Source organism: Pseudomonas sp. NFX5, from assembly GCF_049132125.1.
In the GTDB taxonomy this organism is placed as follows: Bacteria; Pseudomonadota; Gammaproteobacteria; order Pseudomonadales; family Pseudomonadaceae; genus Aquipseudomonas; species Aquipseudomonas marginalis.
This window is the reverse complement of the sequence record NZ_JAFMZG010000013.1, coordinates 68,833-91,492: the sequence shown is the minus strand read 5'-3', so window position 1 is coordinate 91,492 and position 22,660 is coordinate 68,833. Positions and strand designations below refer to the sequence as shown.

The window sequence follows — 22,660 nt, the reverse complement described above, 5'->3', positions numbered from 1 at the left end:
AGAATCGACGTAAATCTATAAAGAACCCAGCGGGTATTGCCATGCCGATTTGCGCCATCGAGTCGATCGAGACCATTATCGTCGACCTTCCCACCCTTCGCCCGCACAAGCTGGCGATGCACACCCTGCAAAACCAGACCCTGGTGATCATCCGCGTGCGCTGCGCCGACGGCATCGAAGGCATCGGTGAATCCACCACCATCGGCGGCCTGAGCTACGGCAACGAGAGCCCCGAGAGCATCAAGGTCAACATCGACCGTCACTTCGCCCCACTGCTGATTGGCCAGGACGCCAGCAATATCAACGCGGCCATGTTGCGCCTGGAGCGCAGCATTCGCGGTAACACCTTTGCCAAATCCGGTATCGAAAGCGCCTTGCTCGACGCCCTCGGCAAGCGCCTGAACCTGCCGGTCAGCGAACTGCTCGGTGGGCGTGTGCGCGATGCACTGCCGGTGGCCTGGACCCTCGCCAGCGGCAATACCGCCCAGGACATTGCCGAGGCCGAAAAGATGCTCGACCTGCGCCGCCACCGCATCTTCAAATTGAAGATCGGTGCCGGTGAAGTGGGCGAGGACCTGGCCCATGTCATCGCGATCAAACAGGCCCTGGGCGAACGTGCCAGCGTGCGCGTCGACGTCAACCAGGCCTGGGACGAAGCCGTGGCCCTGCGGGCGTGCAAGGTGCTCGGCGACCACGGCATCGACCTGATCGAACAGCCGATCTCGCGTAACAACCGTGGCGGCATGGCCCGGCTCAACCTGTCGAGCCCGGCGCCGATCATGGCCGACGAATCCATCGAGTGTGTCGAAGAGGCCTTCAACCTGGCCCGTGAAGGCGCGGCCTCGGTGTTCGCCCTGAAGATCGCCAAGAACGGCGGCCCCCGCGCGGTATTGCGCACCGCCGCGATTGCCGAGGCCGCCGGTATCGGCCTGTACGGCGGCACCATGCTGGAAGGGGGGATCGGCACCCTGGCGTCGGCGCATGCCTTCCTCACGCTGAACAGGCTGGCATGGGGTACCGAGTTGTTCGGCCCGCTGTTGCTGACCGAAGACATTCTTGCCGAGCCGCCGCTGTACCGCGATTTCCAGCTGCATGTCTCCCACTTGCCGGGCCTGGGCCTGGCCATCGATGAGGAGCGCCTGGCGTTCTTCCGTCGTGACGAACACTAAGAGGCGCCGCCCATGTTGTTCCACGTAAAAATGACCGTGAACCTGCCCGTCGACATGCACCCCGAGCGCGCCGCCAGCCTCAAGGCCGACGAAAAGGCCTTTGCCCAGCGTCTGCAGCACCAGGGCAAATGGCGCCACTTATGGCGCATCGCCGGGCTCTACGCCAACTACAGCGTGTTCGACGTCGACAGCGTGCAAGAACTGCATGACCTGCTGATGCAACTGCCGCTTTACCCCTACATGGCCATCGAAGTGAATGCCTTGTGCCGGCACCCTTCGTCGATCCATGAAGACGACCGCTAGGCCGGTTTTCACTCTGATAACTACAAGATGAGGAACGCACCATGTCCATCCGACTGTCCCAGACTGCCCACGCCCAACGGTTTCTCGAAGAAGCCAGCGGCAACCTCACTGACGGTGGCAACCCGCGCGCCAAGGCGCTGATCTACCGGATCCTGCGCGATACGGTAAACATCATCGAAGACCTGGACGTGACCCCGGAAGAGTTCTGGAAGGCGGTCAACTACCTCAACGAACTGGGCAAGCACCAGGAGGCCGGACTGCTCGCCGCCGGGCTCGGCCTGGAGCATTACCTGGATATGCTGATGGACGCCGCCGACGAGGAAGCCGGCAAGTCCGGTGGTACCCCGCGCACCATCGAAGGCCCGCTGTATGTGGCCGGCGCGCCGCTGTCGAAGTACGAGGCGCGGCTGGACGATGGCAAGGACGACGCGGTGCCGCTGTTTATGCGCGGGCAGGTGCGCGACACCGACGGCAAGCCGTTGGCCGGGGCGATTGTCGATGTGTGGCAGGCCAATACCGGCGGTACGTATTCGTGGTTCGACCCGACGCAATCCGAATTCAACCTGCGTCGGCGTATCGAGACCGACGCCCAGGGCAACTACCGCTTTCGCAGCATCGTGCCGTCGGGCTACGGCTGCCCGCCGACCGGGCCGACCCAGCAGTTGCTCGATCAACTGGGGCGCCACGGGCAGCGCCCGGCGCATATCCACTTCTTTATCTCGGCGCCGGGGCATCGGCACCTGACCACCCAGATCAACCTGTCGGATGACCCGTACCTGCACGATGATTTTGCCTACGCGACGCGGGATGAGTTGATTGCCGAGATTCGCTTCAGTGACGATCAGCAACTGGCGCGGGAGTTTGGCGTGGAAGGGCGGTTTGCGCAGATTGATTTTGACTTTGAGTTGCAAACCGCCGCAGCGCCGGTAGAGCAAAAACGCATGCAGCGGGTTCGCGCCCTCGAAGACTAAATGCGGTCAAAAATGTGGGAGGGGGCTTGCCCCCCACATTTTACCGATGGCGCTGCTCCTATTTGCGTACCACCAGATCAAGCACCTCATCCCGATCCTTGATCTTCTGCAGCACAATCTCCGAGCGGATATCCATCACCCCCGCCGTGCGGTTCAGGTGGTTCACGATAAAGTCCGAAAAGTGCTTGAGGTTGCGTGCCTGCACCCGCAGCACATAGTTGCTGGCGCCGGTGATCACGTAGGCGCTGGCCACTTCCGGCCAGCCTTGCACCTTCTTGATAAACGTCTCATGCCAATCCTCCACATCCTGGCGCAATGACAGGTGGACGATGGCCTCCAGTTCAATCCCCAACTGCTCGGCATTCAACACCGCACGGTAGCCGCTGATAATCCCTTCGCTCTCCAGCAGGCGTAGACGACGCAGGCAGGCAGAGGGCGACAACGCGACTTTTTCCGCCAGTTCCTGGTTGCTGATACGGCCATCCTGTTGCAGGAAATGCAGGAGGCGCAGGTCGGTGGCGTCAAGGATCATGGTTAGAATAAATCCGCGTATTTAGGGGTTAAATTCGAATTTCCTACAGCTTAATTAGCCTGTTACCCACCACTTTGCACGAAAATTCTTTAAATCTTCGTTCATTATTTGCTGCATCCTCACTGACAAAAACCAGGACAGCCCATGACCCCTCGCAGCCATTGCCAAGCCCTCGACACCCAGGACCCGCTGGCGCCGCTACGTCAGCAGTTCGCCTTGCCGCAGGACGTTATCTACCTGGACGGCAACTCCCTCGGTGCGCGTCCGGTGGCGGCGTTGGCGCGGGCGCAGGCGGTCATCGCGCAAGAGTGGGGCAATGGCTTGATCCGCAGTTGGAACAGCGCCGGCTGGGCCGACTTGTCCCAGCGCCTGGGCAACCGCCTGGCGCCGCTGATCGGGGCGCGGGACGCAGAGGTGGTGATCACCGATACCACCTCGATCAACCTGTTCAAGGTGCTCAGCGCCGCCTTGAGCGTGCAGCGCCAACGTGAGCCGGCGCGCAAGGTGATCGTCAGCGAAGCGAGCAACTTCCCCACCGATTTGTACATCGCCCAGGGCCTCGCCGAGTTGCTGCAACAGGGCTATTCCCTGCGCCTGGTCAACAGCCCGGATGAACTGCCCCGGGCCATCGACGGCGACGTGGCGGTGGTGATGCTCACCCACGTCAACTACAAGACCGGCTATATGTACGACATGCAGGCGCTCACGGCCTTGAGCCATGAATGCGGCGCGCTGAGCATCTGGGACCTGGCGCATTCGGCCGGCGCGGTGCCCATCGACCTGCACGGGGCCGGTGCTGACTATGCGATTGGCTGCACTTACAAATACCTCAACGGCGGCCCCGGTTCCCAGGCGTTCGTGTGGGTCAACCCGGCGTTGGTGGACCTGGTGCACCAGCCGCTGTCGGGCTGGTTCGGGCATACCCGGCAGTTCGCCATGGAATCCAGCTATGCGCCGAGTGCTGGCATCGCCCGCTACCTGTGCGGCACCCAGCCGATCACGTCGCTGGCGATGGTGGAATGCGGCCTGGAAGTTTTTGAACAGACCGACATGGCCCGCCTGCGCAGCAAATCCCTGGCGCTGACCGACCTGTTTATCGAGTTGGTCGAAAGCCGCTGCGCCGCCCACAACCTTGTGCTGATCACGCCGCGTGAACACGCCCGGCGTGGCAGCCATGTGAGCTTCGAACACCCGGAAGGCTATGCGGTGATCCAGGCCCTGATCGCACGTGGCGTGATCGGTGATTACCGCGAGCCGCGCATCATGCGTTTTGGGTTTACGCCGCTGTACACCAGCTTCAGCGAGGTGTGGGACGCGGTGGAAATCCTCGGTGAGATTCTCGACAACTGCACCTGGGACCAACCGCAATTCAAGGTCCGACATAGCGTTACCTGAATAAACGCCGGAGAAAATGTGGGAGGGGGCTTGCCCCCGATGGCGGTGTGTCAGTTACTTAAATTTTTGCTGATCCACCGCTATCGGGGGCAAGCCCCCTCCCACAGGGGATCTGTGACAACGGTTAGACAGTACAACCACAATAATAAAGGGGCACACCACGTGAGCACACCCGACCACGGCTTTGCCGAGATCACCCACCGCGAACTGGGCCTGAGGCGCCAGCTCACTTCCGGCCAGATGAGCATGATCGCCATCGGTGGCGCCATCGGCACCGGGCTGTTCATGGGCAGCGCCTATGCCATCGGCTACGCCGGGCCCAGCGTGCTGGTGAGCTACGCGATCGGCGCGTTGATCACCTTGCTGCTGATGGGCTGCCTGGCCGAGATGACGGTGGCCCATTCCACCTCGGGCTCTTTCGGCGCCTATGCCGAGTTCTACATCAGCCCGCTGGCCGGGTTTCTGGTGCGTTATGCCTACTGGGCGGCGATTGTGCTGGCGGTGGGGGCCGAGGTCACGGCGGTGGCGATGTACATGAAGTACTGGTTCGCCCACGTGCCGGAATGGGTGTGGATCGTGTCGTTTTCCAGCGTGCTGATCCTGCTCAACGCCATCAGCGTCAAGACTTTCGGCAACTTCGAATACTGGTTTTCGACGATCAAGATCAGCGCCATCGTCGGCTTCATCATCCTCGCGGTGTACGTGGTGTTCGGCTCCGGCAACCCACAATACGGGGTGCAGAACTACACGGCCCACGACGGGTTTTTCCCCCATGGCGTGAGCGGCATGTGGATTGCCGTGATCGTGTCGATCTTCAGCTACTTGAGCGTCGAGATGATCGCCGTGGCCGCCGGTGAAGCGGCGGACCCGGAGCAGGCCGTGAAGAAAGCCTTTCGCGCGACCATCGTGCGGCTGGTGGTGTTTTACCTGCTGACCCTGGCGCTGATGCTCGCCATCGTGCCGTGGAACCAGGCCGGCCAGGCCCAGAGCCCGTTCGTCACGGTGATGCAGACCATCGGCATTCCCGGCGCCACCGGGGTGATGAATTTCGTGATCCTGATCGCGGCCTTGTCGGCGATGAACAGCCAGCTCTACATCACCACGCGCATGATGTTCAGCCTGTCCCGCGCCGGCTTTGCGCCCAGGTCCATGGGGGCCTTGAGCAAGAGCGGCATTCCGCTGAATGCCTTGCTGTTGTCCAGCTCGGGCATCGCCCTGGCGACGCTGTTGAACCTGGTGTACCCGGAAAGTTCGTTCACCCTGATGATGGCGATCTCCATGTTTGGCGCGATCTTCACCTGGTTCATGATCTTCCTCACGCACCTGTTCTTCCGGCGCTATCGCAAGCGTCATGGCGGCGCGAAGCTGTCGTTCCAGTTGCGCCTGTTTCCCTACAGCACGTTATTGGGGTTGGTGCTGATGGGCGCGGTGATGATCACCACGTACTTCACCGAAGCGTTCAAGATGACCCTGGTGTTTGGCGTGCCGTTCCTGCTGATCCTGTCGGCGGTGTATTACGGGTTTTTCCGCAAGGGCAGGACCAAGGCATCGAACAAGGCCCTGGCGTAACCCGGCAATTGTTCGAACGAACGCGCGCATAACAGCAGCGTTCGGCAAGCCCACTCTTCCTGCAACGGTTGGGCGATGAAGCGGCGCGGCGCTGGCCAGCGCGCCAGCGCCGCCAGGGGCACGATGCCCAGGCCGGCGCCGCGGGCCACCATGCGAATCAGCCCGTCAAAACCGTCGGCGCGGATACGCGTCTGCACACGAAAGCCCGCGTGCAGTGCCTGTTCTTCCAGGTACACCGCGAGGGCGCTGGCGGCGGCCAGACCCACGTAGTCGTATTGCAGGCTGTCGACAAAGCTCACCGTGCCGCCCGCCAGGGGATGGTCGTGCGGCATGATCAGCGCCAGCGGGTCGTCGCGAAAGGGCAAGGTCTGCAAGCCGTGGGTGTCCACGGCGTCGGAGATGATCCCCAACTCCGCCGTGCCCTGGCGCAAGGCCTGGGTGATGCGCAGGCTGGGCAATTCCTGCAGGTCGATATCGAGGTTGGGGTGTTCGCGCAGAAAGTCCGCAAGCAGTTCCGGCAGGTATTCGCTGAGCGCAGTGGTGTTGCACAGCAGGCGCACCTGGCCTTTGACGCCGTTGGCGTATTCCGCCAGGTCCTGTTGCAGGTGCTCGGCCTGTTGCAACAACAGGCGGGCGTGACGGGCCAGGGCCTTGCCCGCCGGTGTGGGGGTGACGCCGCGACGCCCACGCTGGAGAAACTCGATGCCCAACGACGCCTCCATCGCCCGGATGCGGGCACTGGCGGCGGCCAGGGATAAATGGCTGCGGGCCGCGCCGGCGGTGATGTTGCCGGTGTCGAGGGTGTGCAGGTAGAGGCGCAGGTCGATCAGGTCAAAGTGCATGGCTGATGGCTCGGGTGACTGGACTGGCCTCAGGGTCACGCAAAACAAGAGGCTGCCTCAGTATATGGCGAATTTTAGAGCGCATCGAAAAGTCGCACACTCTGCCCATGAATACCTTCCTCGCGTTTTACCAGAATCTCGGCCCCGCCCTTACCTTGCTGGTGATCGGCACCTTCCTGCTGGCCGGTACGGTCAAGGGTATCATCGGTTTGGGGCTGCCCACTGTCGCCATGGGCATGCTCGGCCTGGCTATGTTACCGGCGCAGGCTGCGGCATTGCTGATCATCCCTTCGATCGTCACCAACCTGTGGCAATTGGCATTTGGCGGGCACCTGAGTGCTTTGCTCAAGCGCCTTTGGCCGATGTTGCTGCTGATTTTCCTCGGCACCGGGCTGGGCACGGTGTGGCTGGGGATGGACGGCGGGCAATGGGTGGTGCGCGCACTGGGCGCCGCGTTGCTGGTGTATGCACTGAGCGGACTGTTCCTGCCCACGTTCAAGGTCAAGGCCCGGACCGAGCGTTGGCTGGGACCGGTGTGCGGGCTGATCACCGGCCTTATCACCTCGGCCACCGGTGTGTTTGTGATTCCTGCCGTGCCATACCTGCAGGCGCTGGGATTGAACCGCGATCAACTGGTGCAGGCGTTGGGGTTGTCGTTCACGGTATCGACCCTGGCCCTGGCCGCCGGTCTGGCCTGGCGCGGCACCTTGGGCGCTGGCGCAATCAACGCCTCGTTGCTGGCCTTGGTGCCGGCGCTGCTGGGCATGTGGCTGGGCCAGGTGGTGCGTCAGCGCATCAGTGCGGTGCTGTTCAAGCGGGTATTTTTTATCGGCATGGCACTGCTGGGCGGGCATTTGCTGATCGGCGGTTAACAATTAGCGATCCATTCGTTCCTTGTGGTCAAAGGTATTTTGCCCGGTGGCCGCTTATTCCGAAGGGCCGAGGTGGATAGTCTGCGTCCAGACATTTTCAACCTTCTGGATGCCTCCCATGAAAAAAGTACTCCTGCTCAACGGCGGTAAAAAATTCGCCCACTCCGACGGCCGCTATAACGCCACCCTGCATGACACCGCCTTGGCGGTGTTGGACCGAGGCGGTATCGACGTCAAGGTCACCCATATCGACGAAGGCTACGACGTGGCCGAAGAGGTCGCCAAATTCCTCTGGGCCGATGTGATCATCTACCAGATGCCCGGGTGGTGGATGGGCGCGCCCTGGATCGTCAAGAAGTACATCGACGAAGTCTTCACCGAAGGCCACGGCAGCCTGTATGCCAGCGATGGTCGCACCCGTTCCGACGCCTCGCAGAAATACGGCAGCGGTGGCCTGGTCCAGGGCAAGCACTACATGCTGTCACTGACCTGGAATGCACCGCAGCAAGCCTTCGACGATCCGACCGACTTCTTCGAAGCCAAGGGCGTGGATGCGGTGTACTTCCCGTTCCACAAAGCCAACGAGTTCCTCGGCATGACCGGCCTGCCGACCTTCCTGTGCGTGGACGTGATGAAACGCCCGGCCATCGAGGTGGATGTGGCGCGCTACGAACAGCATCTGGCGCGGGTGTTCAACCTCTCGGTGTAAGCTGCGGTACACCGATAACGAGGACCGCCCGTGAAAGCCCGATCCGATGAGCTACAGATCTTCGTCAGCGTGATTGAGTGCGGCTCGATTTCCGCCGCCGCGGAGCAGGTCGGGCAGACGCCGTCGGCGGTCAGCCGCACCCTGTCGCGCCTGGAAGCCAAGCTTGAGACCACGCTGATCAACCGCACCACGCGGCGCATGGACCTGACCGAGGAGGGCAAGTACTTCTTCGAGCAGGCCAAGCTGATCCTGGCGCAGATGGACGAGCTGGAAGAGCGCCTGTCGTCACGCCAGAAAAACCCCGCCGGGCGCCTGCGCATCAATGCCGCCGTGCCGTTCATGCTGCATGGGATCGTGCCCTACATCGCCGAATTCCGCCGTTTGTACCCGCAGATCCAGCTGGAGTTGAACAGCGATGACCTGATCATCGACCTGCTGGAACAGAGCACCGATATTGCGATTCGCATCGGTGCCCTGGCCGACTCCACCCTGCATGCGCGATCCTTGGGCTGTACGCCGCTGCATATCCTCGCCAGCCCCGACTACCTCAAGCAGTACGGCACGCCGACGACGGTCGCCGAGTTGGCTGACCATACCCTGCTGGGCTTTACCCAGACCGAAACCCTCAACCACTGGCCGCTGCGCCATGTGGAAGGTGACCGCTGGCTGATCGAGCCCAGCGTGGCCGCGTCCAGTGGTGAAACCCTGCGCCAGTTGGCGTTGGAAGGGCAGGGCATTTGTTGCCTGTCGAACTTCATGACCGTCGAAGACATCAATACCGGGCGCCTGGTGCCGGTGCTGGAGGCGTTCAACAGCGGGTATCGCCAACCGATCCACGCGGTGTTCTACCGCAACTCGCAATTGGCGCTGCGCATCCAGTGCTTCCTGGACTTTATCCAGGCCAAGCTGGCGCGGTATGCCTGCTGATTCGTGACCCTCACGCAAGAGTGAATTGGGCGGTGCGGGCTTATTCGTCAGGGATGAGTTCGTAACAATGGACCCATCACTTACCCCGTCAGGAGCACTCTCCATGAACGTATTCATTACCGGCGCAGCCGGTTTTATCGGCGGTTCCATCGCCACCGGCCTGGTCAAGGCTGGTCACACGGTTACCGGCCTGGTACGCGGCGCCGGGCAAGCGGCAGAAATGACCGCCCTGGGCATCAACCCGGTGATCGGTACCCTCGACGATGCTGCTGTGTTGACCGAGCAAGCGCACAAAGCCGATGCAGTGATCAATGCCGCGAGCAGCGACCATCGTGTCGCGGTGGAAACCCTGCTGGCCGCACTGAAAGGTTCGGACAAGCCATTCCTGCACACCAGCGGTTCGAGCATCGTGGGGGATGCGTCGGGCGGTAAGTCCAGCGATGTCATCTATTTCGAAGACAGCCTGCCGGAGCCGACCGTCGACAAGGCTGCCCGCGTGGCCATCGACAACCTGATCCTGGCGGCCGCAAAAGACGGCGTGAACTCAGCAGTGATCTGCAACACCCTGATCTACGGCCACAGCCTCGGTGTGAAGCGCGACAGCGTGCAACTGCCGCGCTTGCTCAAGCAGGCACGCAAGAGCGGCGTGGTGCGCCATGTGGGCACCGGGCAGAACATCTGGTCCAACGTGCACATTGAAGACGTGGTGGCGCTGTACCTGCTGGCACTGACCCGCAACGTGCCGGGCACGTTCTACTTTGTGGAAAGCGGCGAGGCCTCGTTTATCGACATGACCACGGCGATTGCCCAAGCCCTGAACCTGGGCCGGCCGCAGGATTGGCCATTGGCCGAGGCTGAGGCCGAGTGGGGTTATGAAATGGCCAACTATGGCCTGGGCTCCAACAGCCGCGTGCGTGGCAGGCATGCCCGCGAGTTGCTGGGCTGGGCGCCGAAGCGTACGTCGGTGGTGGAGTGGATTCGTCAGGAGATGGTCTAAGTTTTCCGCCGTTTAGTTGTGGCGAGCGGGCCTGCCCGCGTCGGGCTGCGAAGCGGCCCCCTGTCAGTAATCGCATACATTCAGACAGAAATACGGTGAATGGTTTTGGGGCTGCTTCGCAGCCCAACGCGGGGCAAGCCCGCTCACTACAGGGTGTGTGCTTGCCTTAAAAATCTGGCCCCACCGCGCTCAATTCCGTACCATTCCCCGCCTTATCCCCCGCAATGCCCTGGTACCTCATGAACCTCACCCGTCTGCGCGCCGATGCCCTGGCCGGCCTCACCACGTCTTTCGCGCTGCTGCCCGAGTGCATCGCCTTTGCCCTGGTGGCCCACCTCAACCCGCTGATGGGGCTCTACGGCGCCTTTATCATTTGCACCCTCACCGCCTTGTTCGGCGGCCGGCCGGGCATGGTGTCCGGGGCGGCAGGCTCGATGGCGGTGGTGATCGTCGCGCTGGTGGTGCAGCACGGCGTGGAATACCTGCTGGCCACGGTGCTGCTGGGCGGGCTGATCATGGTTGCGTTCGGCCTGTTGCGCCTGGGCAAGCTGGTGCGCATGGTGCCGCACCCGGTGATGCTGGGGTTCGTCAACGGCCTGGCGATCATCATTGCCCTGGCCCAGTTGGAACATTTCAAGAACGGTGAACGCTGGCTCAGCGGTACGCCGTTGTACGTGATGACGGGCCTGGTGCTGGTGACCATGGCCATCGTCTACCTGCTGCCGCGCATCACCCGTGCGGTGCCGCCGGCCCTGGTGGCGATCCTTGGCGTGGGCCTGGCCGTGTACCTGCTCGGCCTGCCGACCCGTACCCTCGGCGACATGGCCCACATCGCCGGCGGCCTGCCGACCTTCGCGCTGCCGCAGATCCCCTGGACCCTGGAAACCCTCGGCATCATCGCCCCTTATGCGTTCCTGATGGCCATGGTCGGCCTGCTGGAAACCCTGCTGACCCTGAACCTCACCGACGAAATCACCGAGACCCGTGGCTACCCCGACCGCGAGAGCGTGGCCCTGGGCGCGGCGAATATGCTCTCGGGCCTGTTCGGCGGCATGGGCGGTTGCGCGATGATCGGGCAAACCGTGATCAACCTCAGCTCCGGCGGGCGCGGACGTTTCTCCGGGGTGTTCGCCGGGGTGATGATCCTGCTGTTTATTTTGTTTCTGTCACCGCTGATCGAGCGGATCCCGCTGGCGGCGCTGGTGGGGGTGATGTTCGTGGTGTCCCAGCAGACCTTCGCCTGGGCGTCCCTGCGGGTGATCAACAAGGTGCCGCTCAATGATGTGCTGGTGATCATCGCAGTGACCGTGATCACGGTGTTCACCGACCTGGCCACCGCCGTGCTGTGCGGCATCGTGATCGCAGCACTGAACTTTGCCTGGCAACAGGCCCGTGAGCTGTACGCCGATGAGCATCTGGAAGCGGATGGCAGCAAGCTCTATCGCCTGCACGGCACGCTGTTCTTTGCCTCGACGACGCCGTTCCTGAACCAGTTCGACCCGGCCAACGACCCCGCCCAGGTGACGCTGGATTGTCGTCACCTGAGCTTTGTCGACTACTCGGCGATTGCCGCGCTGATGACCCTGCGCGAGCGCTACAGCAAGGCCGGCAAGCATTTGCGCGTGCTGCATTTGTCTGAACGCTGCAAGAAGCTGCTCAAGCGTGCGAGGGTGCATCACGACTGATTTTATGGCCCGACCAGGTCTTCCAGTTCCTGGGCGCGGGTCTGGGTCATGTCCAGCACGCAGCCGGTGCCGTTGACCTGGTCGATGGTGCCGCCGGTAGCCGAGCCGGCGAAGGCACAATTGGCGTCACGGTACTTGATCCACAGGCGCTGCAGGTCCTGCAGTTGCTGCCTGCGGTTGCCTTCCTGGGCGGCGAGGGCGGTTTTGTAGGCTTTGTTCAGGCGCGTGTCCTGCACCTTGGTTTCCTTGACGTTGCAGCTGACCATGTCGGCAGTGGTGTTGGCGCCGTCCATGCATTTTTTCAGCGCCGGGTTGTCGGCGGCGGCGGCAGTGCCGCACACGGCGAGAAGCAGGGCGCCGGCGGCGAGTGTCGTACGAATCATGCTCGATTTTCCTGGCAACGGTGGATGTGCATTCTATGACTCAAGGGTATTCGTTGAGTTTCCAGCCTTCTCTGATCTTCATGTAAGAACACCCCCCGGATTTTCATGCACGGCCCTTGGGCATACCCCAACGCGACAGCGCTTATCCGTGGGCGAAAGTTACTTTCATAAAATTTGAAAATGCTCCTCGGTAATGATTTATGAGTTTCACAACCAATTCGACGTGACCCTTTCCGAGGAGTACCGCATGGCCGCATCACCGGGCTTCGGGCTGTTGGCATACGCTGCCATCGCCATCATTGCTTTGATCGTGCTGATCGCACGTTACCGGCTCAACCCGTTTATCGTCATCACCCTGGTGTCCATCGGCCTGGCGCTGATGGCCGGGATGCCGGCTGACACCATCATGGGCTCCTACGAGGCGGGCGTCGGCAAAACATTGGGGCATATCGCCCTGGTCGTGGCGCTGGGCACCATGCTCGGCAAGATGATGGCCGAGTCCGGTGGCGCCGAGCAGGTGGCGCGCACCCTGATCAACCGTTTCGGCGAACGTAATGCCCATTGGGCCATGGTGTGCATCGCCTTCCTGGTGGGGCTGCCGCTGTTTTTCGAAGTGGGCTTTGTGCTGCTGGTGCCAATCGCCTTTACCGTGGCGCGGCGCGTGGGGGTGTCGATCCTGATGGTCGGCCTGCCGATGGTTGCCGGCCTGTCGGTGGTGCATGCGCTGGTGCCGCCGCACCCGGCGGCGATGATGGCCGTGCTGGCGTATAACGCGTCGGTGGGGCAGACCGTGCTCTATGCGATCCTCATCGGTATACCCACGGCGATCATCGCCGGCCCGGTGTACGCCAAATTCATCGTGCCGCGTATTCACCTGCCGGCGGAAAACCCGCTGGAACGCCAGTTTATCGAGCGTGAACCTCGTGAGCGTTTGCCGAGCTTTACGCTGACCATGGGCACCATCCTGTTGCCGGTGGTGCTGATGATGATCGGCGGTTGGGCCAACGTGATCTCCACCCCGGGCAGCGGCTTCAATCAGTTTCTGCTGTTTATCGGCAACTCGGTGATTGCGCTGCTGGTGGCAACCCTGGTGAGTTTCTGGACCCTGGGCCTGGCGCAGGGCTTCAACCGTGAGTCGATCCTCAGGTTCACCAATGAATGCCTGGCGCCGACCGCGAGCATCACCTTGCTGGTGGGCGCGGGCGGTGGCCTGAACCGGATCCTCGTGGATGCAGGCGTCACTCATGAGATCCTCGGCCTGGCCCACGCGTTTCAGTTGTCGCCGCTGGTGATGGGGTGGCTGTTTGCGGCCCTGATGCGCATCGCCACAGGTTCGGCCACGGTGGCCATGACTACCGCATCCGGCGTGGTTGCGCCGGTCGCCCTGGGCCTGGGTTATCCACACCCGGAATTGCTGGTGTTGGCGACTGGCGCGGGTTCGGTGATCTTTTCCCACGTTAACGACGGCGGCTTCTGGCTGATCAAGGAATACTTCAATATGACGGTGATCCAGACCTTCAAGACCTGGACCGTATTGGAGACGCTGATCTCTGTGGTTGCCTTCGGTCTGACTTACGGTCTGTCCTGTATTTTGTAACCCGGAGCCTTCATGGACATCCTCTACCAGATCCGCGCCCGTCAGGATTCCTTCAGCGCCGGCGAAGGGCGTATCGCCAGGCTGATGCTGGAGGATGTGGGCTTTGCCGCCTCGGCCAGCCTGGAAGAGCTGTCCCAACGGGCCGAGGTCAGTACCGCGACGTTGTCGCGGTTTGCCCGCAGTGTCGGTTGCCGGGATTTGCGCGACCTGCGCCTGCAACTGGCCCAGGCCAGCGGCGTCGGCAGCCGCTTCCTGGACCCGGCGGGGCTGCCTGAACAGTCGGCATTTCATCGGCAGATTCTCGGCGATATCGAAGCGACGTTGCGCCAGCACTTGTCGGGTTTCAACCAGGCCAGCTTTGTCGATGCGGTCAACCTGCTGGGCAAGGCGCGGATGATCCACGCGTTCGGCATGGGCGGGCCGTCGAGTTTGTGCAGCGATGAATTGCAGGTGCGCCTGGTTCGCCTGGGCTACCCGATTGCCGCCAGCCACGACCCGGTGATGATGCGTGTCACGGCGGCAACCCTGGGGCCGGAACACGCGCTGATTGTCTGCTCGCTCACGGGCCTCACCCCTGAGTTGCTCGATGTGGTGGCGCTGGCACGCAACTACGACGCGCGCATCGTCGCCATCACCCTGGCCGACTCACCCCTGGCGCAGTTGGCGGATGTGCTGCTGCCGCTGCAACCGGCCGAAACCAGTTTTATCTACAAACCCACGGCGGCGCGCTACGGCATGCTGCTGGCCATCGACCTGCTCGCCACCGAACTGGCGCTGGCCCTGCCCGACGACAACCAGGAACGCTTGCGCCGGATCAAGCTGGCCCTCGACGATTATCGCGGCGGCCCTGACCGCCTGCCGCTTGGAGATTGACATGACGTACGACACGCTGATTCGCCAGGCGCTGATCATCGATGGCAGCAACACCGAAGGGTTTGTCGCCGATGTGGGGCTGCGTGACGGGCGCATCGAGACGATCGGTGACTTGTCGACGGCGGTGGCCTTGCATGAAATCGATGGGACTGGCCGTGTACTGGCGCCAGGCTTTATCGATGTCCACACCCACGACGACACGGTGGTCATCCGCCAGCCGCAGATGCTGCCCAAGCTCAGCCAGGGTGTGACCACTGTGATTGTCGGCAACTGTGGCATCAGCGCCTCACCGGTGAGTTTGCGCAGCGATCCGCCGGACCCGATGAACTTGTTGGGCAGCGCTGCGGCGTTTGTTTATCCCCGGTTCAGCGACTATCGCAGCGCCGTTGAAAGCGCTCATCCAGCGGTCAACGTCGCGGCATTGATCGGTCACACGGCGCTGCGCAGTAACCACATGGACGACCTGCATCGCACCGCCACACCGGATGAAATCGCCGCCATGCGTGTGCAGTTGCACGAGAGTCTCGAGGCCGGCGCCCTCGGTTTATCCACCGGCCTGGCCTACGCCAGCGCGTTCAATGCCGAGACCGATGAGGTGCTGCAACTGAGTGAAGAACTCACGGCCTTCGGTGCGGTTTACACCACCCATTTGCGCAGCGAATTCGAACCGGTGCTGGAGGCCATGGACGAGGCTTTTCTGATCGGCCGGCACGCACAGGTACCGGTGATTATTTCCCACCTCAAATGTGCGGGCGCGGGGAACTGGGGGCGTAGTCCGCAGCTGTTGGCAGCGTTGGAATCAGCGGCGAACACCCACCCGGTGGGGTGTGATTGTTATCCCTACGCGGCCAGTTCTTCGACCCTGGACCTCAAGCAGGTGACCGACGCGTTTCGCATCACGATTACCTGGTCGACGCCGCACCCGGAAGTGGGAGGGCGCGACTTGCAGGACATTGCCGGCGAATGGGACGTCTCGTTGATGGACGCCGCTCGTCGTCTACAGCCTGCGGGGGCGGTGTACTACGGGATGGATGAAGCGGATGTGCGACGCATCCTTGCGCATCCATTGTCGATGGTGGGGTCTGATGGGTTGCCCGAAGATCCGTTTCCACACCCACGCTTGTGGGGGGCGTTTCCACGGGTGCTGGGACATTTCAGCCGGGATGTCGGGTTGTTCCCGTTGCACACCGCCGTGCACAAGATGACCGGCTTGTCGGCAGCGCGTTTTGGGTTATCCGAGCGTGGTGAAATTCGTGAAGGGCACTGGGCCGACCTGGTGTTGTTCGACCCGTTGCGGGTGCGGGATGTGGCGGATTTCAATGAGCCACAGCGGGCGGCGCAAGGCATTGACGGCGTGTGGGTCAACGGCGTATTGAGCTACAGCGATGGCCAGGCGAACGGTCAGCGACCGGGGCGCTTCCTGGCGCGCAGTGGGGATTTGCGTGGTGGGTTTTCGACTCTATAGTGGGCGCTTTCATACACTGAGCGATTGTCATGCACTTAGGAAAAGTCACCCCCATCCTGCGGATTTTCGATGAGGCCAAGGCCTTGGAGTTCTACGTCGACTTTCTGGGGTTCAAGGTCGATTGGCAGCATCGTTTCGAGGCGAACTATCCACTCTATCTGCAGGTTTCGCTGGGCGATTGTGTGCTGCACCTGTCCGAACATCATGGCGATGCTTCGCCGGGCGCGGCGGTGCGGATCCAGGCGCAAGGGGTGGACACGTACCAGCAGCAGTTGGCGGGCAAGGATTACCGTTACGCCAAGCCTGGGGTTGAGCAAACGCCTTGGGGATCGCGGGAGATGAGCATCAAGGATCCGTTTGGGAATCGGGTGGTGTTTGTTGAGGAAGGTGAGGGCTGAGAGGTAAATCGCAGGCAATAAAAAACCGCCTTGGTAGGCGGTTTTTTATTGCAATCCCGGTTAGTAGCTGGGGTTGCATATTCAGCGGAAGCTATGACCAGCGAGAAGAATACTACTGCCGATTGTCGCGCCCCGCAAGGACTGGCCAAGGCCGACGGTTTTCACGCATTTCACTGAATGTTATAAAAAACGGTGGCAAGAATTGGCAATAAATTAGCGGACCTCCGCGGAGGGTTTTCTCATCTCCCGTCACACCTTCGATGAGGATGTTGGTTAGTATCACCCCGTTCCAAGTATGTCGTTTTGTAGGTGGCTGGGTATGCGCGCGGAATTATGGACCGAACGCCACGGGCTAGTAATCCGTGCCGGATTTATGCGGGAGGAACCAAAGCCCGACCGCCTCATCGGAAGCTATGACCAGCATCCTAAGGCCCACATGTTCCGGTAAGTGTGCTGGAGGTAAGGCCCAACTCACGGAGGGCCGAGTATGTCTAGGTTTGCACGACGTACATGGAACCTCTTAGTGAACTGCCTACGTGCTTATCACGTATGGAAGTTCCTGCGGGACAGCTTCGATGACTGCTAACGTCTGAGGGGTGGAGCCGCCTCGGTATATGCCGAGGCGGCTTTTTGATTTCTTACACCCGGAAGTGACTGACCATCTGCTGCAACTGGCTACCCAAACGCGCCAGTTCCACGCTCGATTTCGCCGTTTCATTGCTCGCGGTGGCGGTCTGCTCGGACACATCACGCACATTCACGATGCTGCGGCTGATCTCTTCGGCCACGGCGCTTTGTTCCTCGGCGGCAGCGGCGATCTGCTGGTTCATGGACTGGATGTTCGACACCGTGCGGGTGATGTTTTCCAGGGACACACCGGCCTTGCGCGTCAGTTCGACACTGCTGTCGGTGAGGCTGCGGCTGTTGTTCATCACGTTGGCGACTTGCTGGGTGCCGTTCTGCAAACCGGCGACCAGGCCTTCGATTTCCTCGGTGGATTTCTGCGTGCGCTGGGCCAGGCCACGCACTTCGTCGGCGACCACGGCAAAGCCACGACCGGCTTCACCGGCACGCGCCGCTTCGATCGCTGCGTTGAGGGCGAGCAAGTTGGTCTGTTCGGCCACTGCCTTGATCACGTCCATCACGCTGCCGATCTTGTTGCTCTCTTGTTGCAGGTGCGCCATGGCATCGGTGGAACGTTCCACTTCGGCGGCCAGGCGTTCGATCTGGGCGATGGCCTCGGCTACCACTTTATCGCCTGCGCGGGCCTGGCCGTCAGCGTCTGCGGCAGCCAGAGAGGCTTGCTCGGCGTTGCGTGCGACTTCCTGCACGGTGGCGGTCATTTCGTGCATTGCCGTGGCGACCTGATCGGTCTCGATCTTCTGGCTGTTCACACCGGCGCTGGTCTGCTCGGTGACGGCCGACAACTCTTCGGCGGCACTGGCGATCTGGGTCACGCCGTCGCGAATCCCGCTGATCAGTTCACGCAAGGTGGTGCCCATGCGCTGGATGCCTTGTTGCAGTACGCCCAGTTCATCGCGACGGGTGACCTGGATATTGTGGCTCAGGTCGCCGGAGGCGATGCGCTCAACCACAGCCAGGGTTTCCTGCAGTGGACGGGTGATCTGGCGGGTGATCACCAGTGCCGCGATGATACCGACCAGCAGTGCCAGCAGCGTGCTGATCAACTGCAGGCTACGGGCCTGGGCACTTTCGGCGTCGCGACGATCCAGCTGGATGTCGTAGAGCTTGTCGCTGATGGTGACGATATCGGCGCCTTGGGTGGTCATTTCGGCACGGGCAGCCACGATATTGGCGTTGGCCGTCTTGTAGTTTTGAACGGCTGTGCGATAGGCGCCCAGGGCGGTTTCCAGGGCGCTCAGCGCGCTTTGCTGGCTGGCGCCGAATGCGACACTGAGGCCTTTCAAGCCGCCGATGGCTTTCTCGATTTGTGCCGCAGCGCGGGCTTCGGTGTCCGGGTTGACGTTGTTGGTGTAGCCACGCACTTCGTAGCGGGCCAACTGGAACGCCTGCTTGGCGTTGGTCACCGCCTGGAACTGAGTGAAGCGCTCCGGGCTGTCGGGTATCTGCTGCACGCTGGTGTCCAGCGCATCGATCTGGGCGTTGGCGATATCGGCCTTGTCCCCCATGACCTGGCGAGCAGCGTTGCCGTTACGGTAAGCCTCACGCATTTTGTTCAGGGATTGCTGATAAGCCGTGATGATGGCTTTCTGCTCGTTGAGCAGCTTGACGTTTTCCGGGCTCTTGAAGCTGTCCAGGAGTTTCTGTTGCTGGGCAGCAAAGGCATCCAGGCTGGTCTGCACGTTCTGCGCCACGGCTTCATCACCGTTGGCCAACATGTATTGCAGGCGCACGATGCGCAGTTTGGTCAGCGACGCGTTGAGCTGGGTGATATCGCTCATCCAGTTACTACGGTCGATCAGGCTGCCCAGGCTGGTCCAGCCGGTGAAGGCCAGGATTGAGGTGAGAACCAGTACCAGGCCGAAGCCCAGGCCCAGTTTGAGGTTGACGCTGATGTTACCGAACCAGCTGTTCATCGAATGCTCCGCGAAGGTGATTTTTTGTCTGCTGGACGGTGTTGTTGTTTGAGCCAGCCAAGGTGTGTAGGCCTGTATCGGCGAAAGGGTTTGAATCTGAAGCGCTTTTATCGTGCCTGCGACGAAGGGTCGCGATCCCGGTGTCGCGCTACCGTGCAGGGCTCATCACGGGCAGGTCTTGTGTGCTAGTCTGCTGGCCCTTTTAGTTCAGGGCGGCGCGCACATCACTGTTTCCAGTGCTGCCCTACAGCGGAGCCTCTTCATGTCCGAAGTTAATCTGTCCACCGACGAAACCCGCGTCAGCTACGGTATCGGCCGTCAGTTGGGCGACCAACTGCGCGACAACCCACCACCGGGTGTGAGCCTGGACGCGATCCTGGCTGGCCTGACCGATGCATTCGCCGGCAAACCAAGCCGTGTTGACCAGGAGCAAATGGCCGCCAGCTTCAAGGTCATCCGCGAAATCATGCAAGCCGAGGCCGCTGCCAAGGCTGAAGCCGCTGCCGGCGCTGGCCTGGCGTTCCTGGCTGAAAACGCCAAGCGTGATGGCATCACCACCCTGGCTTCCGGCCTGCAATTTGAAGTGCTGACCGCTGGTGACGGCGCCAAGCCGACCCGTGAAGACCAGGTTCGTACTCACTACCACGGCACCTTGATCGACGGCACTGTGTTCGACAGCTCCTACGAGCGTGGCCAGCCTGCAGAATTCCCGGTAGGCGGCGTGATCGCCGGCTGGACCGAAGCCCTGCAACTGATGAATGCCGGCAGCAAATGGCGCCTGTACGTGCCGAGCGAGTTGGCTTACGGCGCTCAAGGCGTTGGCAGCATTCCGCCGCACAGCGTGCTGGTATTCGACGTCGAACTGCTCGACGTTCTGTAAGACCTGCTGGTTACCTGTGGGAACGGGGTCGTTCGTTCCCACAGTGTTTTGCCGGTGTGTTCATGGATGGAACTTGCCATTGAGCTCCGTCGCCGGGCGCAACGCTCGGGCATAGCAGAACAGAAACAGATTACGCACCACTTCCTTGAGCACTCCTGGTTCACTCGAACTCAGGCCGTTGACGTCCAGGTCACCCTGATCCTGCAATTCATTCAGCGCTTCTTCTTCCAGCACCGCACAGACTTCGCCGGTTTCCCGATGAAGGATGCGCAGGTAAGGGTGTGGGCGGTCGAGCCAGGCATCTATCAAATAAGTCATGGGTACATCTCCTTGATGGGTTTCAATGAGAATAATTCTTATTCGTAGAATAGCAAGTGCCTATTGGCAGTTTCCTGGTTTTTCTGTGTGGATATTGCGAGGGGTCAACGGGGAGGGCAAAACGCCATCCCGCGCGGGCGCGGGATGGATGCAGCAGGTTCAGACTTTGCGCACGAACTCGGACTTGAGTTTCATCGGGCCGATACCGTCGATCTTGCAATCGATATCGTGGTCGCCGTCGCACAGGCGGATGTTCTTGACCTTGGTGCCGACCTTCACGACCAGGGACGTACCCTTGACCTTGAGGTCTTTGATCACGGTGATGGTGTCGCCGTCCTGCAGGACGTTGCCCACAGAGTCTTTCTTCACGGTTTCATCGCCGGCCACTTCGGCCTCGCCATTGGCGGACCACTCATGGGCGCATTCCGGGCAGATCAGCTGGGCGCCGTCTTCATAGGTGTATTCGGAATTGCATTTCGGGCAGGGTGGCAACGTGCTCACTAAAGCTCCTTGAGATTCAGGGATGACTAAAAGTCGCACATTATATAGGGTTTTGTGATGTCGCAGGCTGTATGAAATCCAAATGTGGGAGGGGGCGTGCCCCCGGTGACGGTGTTCCAGTCGATACATCGACCGGCTGATCCACCGCTATCGGGAGCAAGCCCCCTCACACATTGGTCTTGCAGGTATGTTTTAGTGAGTACGCGCGACCGCAAACTCACTCAGCTCAACCAGGGCATCCCGGTACTCGCTGGCCGGCAGGGCTTGCAGGCACTGGATCGCACGGGCCACGTAGTCACGCGCCAGTTGCGCGGTGTACTCCAGGGAACCGGACGCTTCCACGGCAGCGCGGATGGCCTCCAGGTCTTCGATCCCGCCTTTCTGGATCGCCTTGCGCACCAGGGCCGCCTGTTCCGGCGTGCCTTCGCGCATGGTGTAGATCAGCGGCAAGGTCGGTTTGCCTTCGGCCAGGTCGTCGCCGACGTTCTTGCCCAGGGTTTCTGCATCGCCACGGTAGTCGAGCAGGTCGTCCACCAGCTGGAATGCCACGCCCAGGTGATCACCGAAGGTCCGCAGGGCTTCGGCCTGCTCGGCGGTCGCGCCACAGAGCGCGGCGGCACTGTGTGTGGAGGCTTCGAAGAGCATCGCGGTCTTGCCGCGAATCACTTCCATATAGGTTTCTTCGGTGGTGCTGGCGTCGCGAACCTTGGACAGCTGCAGCACTTCGCCTTCAGCGATGATGCGCGTGGCCTGGGAAAGAATCTTCATCACCGGCATCGAGCCCAGCTCGACCATCATTTCGAACGAGCGCGAGTACAGGAAGTCGCCCACCAGCACGCTCGGGGCATTGCCCCACATCGCATTGGCGGTCTCGCGGCCACGGCGCATGCCGGACATGTCGACCACGTCGTCATGCAGCAGGGTCGCGGTGTGCAGGAATTCGATGGTGGCGGCCAGCAGGCGCAGGTCATCGCCTTCGCGGCCCAGGGCCTTGCCACACAGCAGCACTAATAAAGGACGCAGGCGTTTACCGCCCGCCGACGTAATGTAGTCGCCAATTTTGGAGACCAGCGGCACTTTAGACGTCAGCTGCTGCTTGATGATGCCGTCGACGGCGCTAAAATCGTCCGCGACCGCGCGGTAGAAAGCTTGGGGTTGCATCAGCGACAGTCGCTCCAGAAGGGTTGCGCGGCATGCTAGGACCCTGACCCCCGGGTGTCAAGGCGCGATAGACGGCCACTTGCAACACCCATTTACCTTGCGTACAATCGCGCACCCTGAACTTCCTGGGCAGCACCTGCCTTACGCAATTGCATTCGGGACGTCCATCCCATGCAGCCATGCCAGCCAATACCTCTTCTTATAAAGCGCTGGGTGAGCAGGATTATCGGAGAAATACCATGTCGTACGCAGTAATTGTTACTGGTGGCAAGCAATACAAGGTCGCCCCAGGTGAATACCTGAAGATCGAAAAACTGGAAATCGCTACCGGCGAATCCGTTACCTTTGATCGCGTTCTGTTGGTCGCCAATGGCGATGACGTGAACATCGGCGCTCCAGTTGTTGCTGGCGCTACCGTTGTGGCTGAAGTGATCTCCCAAGGTCGTCACGATAAAGTCCGCATCATCAAGTTCCGTCGTCGTAAGCACCACATGAAGCGTATGGGCCACCGCCAGTGGTACACCGAGATCAAAATCACCGGTATTCAGGCTTAAT

Annotated in this window: 22 protein-coding genes and 2 pseudogenes; 16 read left to right on the top strand and 8 right to left on the bottom strand. The window is 61.4% G+C overall.

What is annotated here, in order from left to right; genetic code table 11:
• Positions 1-41: 41 nt before the first annotated feature.
• From J1N02_RS08635 to catA, 3 genes are read left to right on the top strand one after another with little or no spacing between them, the layout of a single operon-like run.
• The gene (locus J1N02_RS08635) at positions 42-1,169 is read left to right on the top strand and encodes a muconate cycloisomerase family protein (protein ID WP_027607669.1); all 1,128 of its coding nucleotides are present in this window, start codon (positions 42-44) and stop codon (positions 1,167-1,169) included.
• A gap of 12 nt (positions 1,170-1,181) precedes the next feature.
• Entirely contained in the window at positions 1,182-1,472 is a 291-nt protein-coding gene (gene catC, locus J1N02_RS08630) for a muconolactone Delta-isomerase (RefSeq protein WP_027607668.1), read from the top strand.
• A 41-nt stretch (positions 1,473-1,513) separates the two neighbouring features.
• Entirely contained in the window at positions 1,514-2,443 is a 930-nt protein-coding gene (gene catA, locus J1N02_RS08625) for a catechol 1,2-dioxygenase (RefSeq protein ID WP_027607667.1), read from the top strand.
• A 58-nt stretch (positions 2,444-2,501) separates the two neighbouring features.
• On the opposite strand, the gene J1N02_RS08620 is transcribed toward catA, so the two are convergent.
• Positions 2,502-2,975 (bottom strand): Lrp/AsnC family transcriptional regulator, encoded by a 474-nt coding sequence (locus tag J1N02_RS08620; RefSeq protein ID WP_003176072.1) that lies wholly within the window; start codon positions 2,973-2,975, stop codon positions 2,502-2,504.
• Positions 2,976-3,119: 144 nt separating this feature from the next.
• On the opposite strand from J1N02_RS08620, the gene kynU reads away from it, so the two are divergent.
• Positions 3,120-4,370, top strand: a complete 1,251-nt coding sequence (kynU, locus tag J1N02_RS08615; protein ID WP_169899924.1) for a kynureninase — start codon at positions 3,120-3,122, stop codon at positions 4,368-4,370.
• A 162-nt stretch (positions 4,371-4,532) separates the two neighbouring features.
• Positions 4,533-5,939: an amino acid permease gene (locus tag J1N02_RS08610; protein ID WP_027607665.1), complete on the top strand. Its 1,407-nt coding sequence runs from the start codon at positions 4,533-4,535 to the stop codon at positions 5,937-5,939.
• Here J1N02_RS08610 and J1N02_RS08605 read toward each other — a convergent pair.
• Positions 5,885-6,781, bottom strand: coding sequence for a LysR substrate-binding domain-containing protein (locus J1N02_RS08605; protein WP_421147273.1), 897 nt, complete (start codon positions 6,779-6,781; stop codon positions 5,885-5,887). The two genes, J1N02_RS08610 and J1N02_RS08605, sit on opposite strands and share 55 nt — an antisense overlap.
• 107 nt (positions 6,782-6,888) lie before the next feature.
• Here J1N02_RS08605 and J1N02_RS08600 point away from each other — a divergent pair, with 107 nt between their 5' ends.
• The 5 genes from J1N02_RS08600 (at position 6,889) to J1N02_RS08580 (ending at position 11,971) form a co-directional block, all read left to right on the top strand.
• The gene (locus J1N02_RS08600; protein ID WP_098480086.1) at positions 6,889-7,653 is read left to right on the top strand and encodes a sulfite exporter TauE/SafE family protein; all 765 of its coding nucleotides are present in this window, start codon (positions 6,889-6,891) and stop codon (positions 7,651-7,653) included.
• A 118-nt stretch (positions 7,654-7,771) separates the two neighbouring features.
• Complete coding sequence (locus J1N02_RS08595; RefSeq protein WP_027607662.1) at positions 7,772-8,362, top strand: NAD(P)H-dependent oxidoreductase; 591 nt, start codon at positions 7,772-7,774, stop codon at positions 8,360-8,362.
• Between the two features lie 30 nt (positions 8,363-8,392).
• Entirely contained in the window at positions 8,393-9,289 is an 897-nt protein-coding gene (locus J1N02_RS08590) for a LysR family transcriptional regulator (protein WP_146478287.1), read from the top strand.
• 103 nt (positions 9,290-9,392) lie between these two features.
• The gene (locus J1N02_RS08585; protein WP_421147272.1) at positions 9,393-10,286 is read left to right on the top strand and encodes an NAD-dependent epimerase/dehydratase family protein; all 894 of its coding nucleotides are present in this window, start codon (positions 9,393-9,395) and stop codon (positions 10,284-10,286) included.
• A 239-nt stretch (positions 10,287-10,525) separates the two neighbouring features.
• On the top strand, positions 10,526-11,971 hold the full coding sequence (locus J1N02_RS08580) for a SulP family inorganic anion transporter (RefSeq protein ID WP_146478289.1): 1,446 nt from the start codon (positions 10,526-10,528) through the stop codon (positions 11,969-11,971).
• Positions 11,972-11,973: 2 nt separating this feature from the next.
• Here J1N02_RS08580 and J1N02_RS08575 read toward each other — a convergent pair whose 3' ends face one another.
• A complete protein-coding gene (locus J1N02_RS08575) occupies positions 11,974-12,354 on the bottom strand; it encodes a lysozyme inhibitor LprI family protein (RefSeq protein WP_065938998.1) in 381 nt (126 codons plus the stop codon).
• Between the two features lie 247 nt (positions 12,355-12,601).
• On the opposite strand from J1N02_RS08575, the gene J1N02_RS08570 reads away from it, so the two are divergent.
• Genes J1N02_RS08570 through J1N02_RS08555 form a run of 4 tightly spaced genes read left to right on the top strand, consistent with a single transcriptional unit; the run spans position 12,602 to position 16,687 of the window.
• On the top strand, positions 12,602-13,951 hold the full coding sequence (locus J1N02_RS08570) for a gluconate:H+ symporter (RefSeq protein ID WP_223841626.1): 1,350 nt from the start codon (positions 12,602-12,604) through the stop codon (positions 13,949-13,951).
• 12 nt (positions 13,952-13,963) lie between these two features.
• Positions 13,964-14,824 (top strand): MurR/RpiR family transcriptional regulator, encoded by an 861-nt coding sequence (locus tag J1N02_RS08565; RefSeq protein WP_027607656.1) that lies wholly within the window; start codon positions 13,964-13,966, stop codon positions 14,822-14,824.
• Position 14,825: 1 nt separating this feature from the next.
• Entirely contained in the window at positions 14,826-16,289 is a 1,464-nt protein-coding gene (locus J1N02_RS08560) for an N-acyl-D-amino-acid deacylase family protein (RefSeq protein ID WP_092359317.1), read from the top strand.
• Between the two features lie 29 nt (positions 16,290-16,318).
• Complete coding sequence (locus J1N02_RS08555; protein WP_065939002.1) at positions 16,319-16,687, top strand: glyoxalase superfamily protein; 369 nt, start codon at positions 16,319-16,321, stop codon at positions 16,685-16,687.
• Between the two features lie 638 nt (positions 16,688-17,325).
• Here J1N02_RS08555 and J1N02_RS08550 read toward each other — a convergent pair.
• Together J1N02_RS08550 and J1N02_RS08545 are read right to left on the bottom strand one after the other, a co-directional pair.
• A pseudogene (locus J1N02_RS08550) lies at positions 17,326-17,919 on the bottom strand (methyl-accepting chemotaxis protein); the annotation flags it as partial.
• Between the two features lie 309 nt (positions 17,920-18,228).
• Positions 18,229-19,245 (bottom strand): annotated as a pseudogene (locus J1N02_RS08545) (methyl-accepting chemotaxis protein); the annotation flags it as partial.
• A gap of 262 nt (positions 19,246-19,507) precedes the next feature.
• On the opposite strand from J1N02_RS08545, the gene J1N02_RS08540 reads away from it, so the two are divergent.
• Positions 19,508-20,125 (top strand): FKBP-type peptidyl-prolyl cis-trans isomerase, encoded by a 618-nt coding sequence (locus J1N02_RS08540; RefSeq protein ID WP_003176055.1) that lies wholly within the window; start codon positions 19,508-19,510, stop codon positions 20,123-20,125.
• 60 nt (positions 20,126-20,185) lie between these two features.
• Here J1N02_RS08540 and J1N02_RS08535 read toward each other — a convergent pair whose 3' ends face one another.
• From J1N02_RS08535 to J1N02_RS08525, 3 genes are all read right to left on the bottom strand, one after another.
• A complete protein-coding gene (locus J1N02_RS08535; RefSeq protein ID WP_003194088.1) occupies positions 20,186-20,443 on the bottom strand; it encodes a hypothetical protein in 258 nt (85 codons plus the stop codon).
• Between the two features lie 159 nt (positions 20,444-20,602).
• On the bottom strand, positions 20,603-20,944 hold the full coding sequence (locus J1N02_RS08530) for a zinc ribbon domain-containing protein YjdM (protein ID WP_003230858.1): 342 nt from the start codon (positions 20,942-20,944) through the stop codon (positions 20,603-20,605).
• 192 nt (positions 20,945-21,136) lie between these two features.
• Entirely contained in the window at positions 21,137-22,105 is a 969-nt protein-coding gene (locus tag J1N02_RS08525) for a polyprenyl synthetase family protein (protein ID WP_027607652.1), read from the bottom strand.
• A gap of 239 nt (positions 22,106-22,344) precedes the next feature.
• Between J1N02_RS08525 and rplU the strand changes: the two genes are divergently transcribed.
• Positions 22,345-22,659: a 50S ribosomal protein L21 gene (gene rplU, locus J1N02_RS08520; RefSeq protein ID WP_003176051.1), complete on the top strand. Its 315-nt coding sequence runs from the start codon at positions 22,345-22,347 to the stop codon at positions 22,657-22,659.
• The last annotated feature ends 1 nt before the right edge of the window (position 22,660 follow it).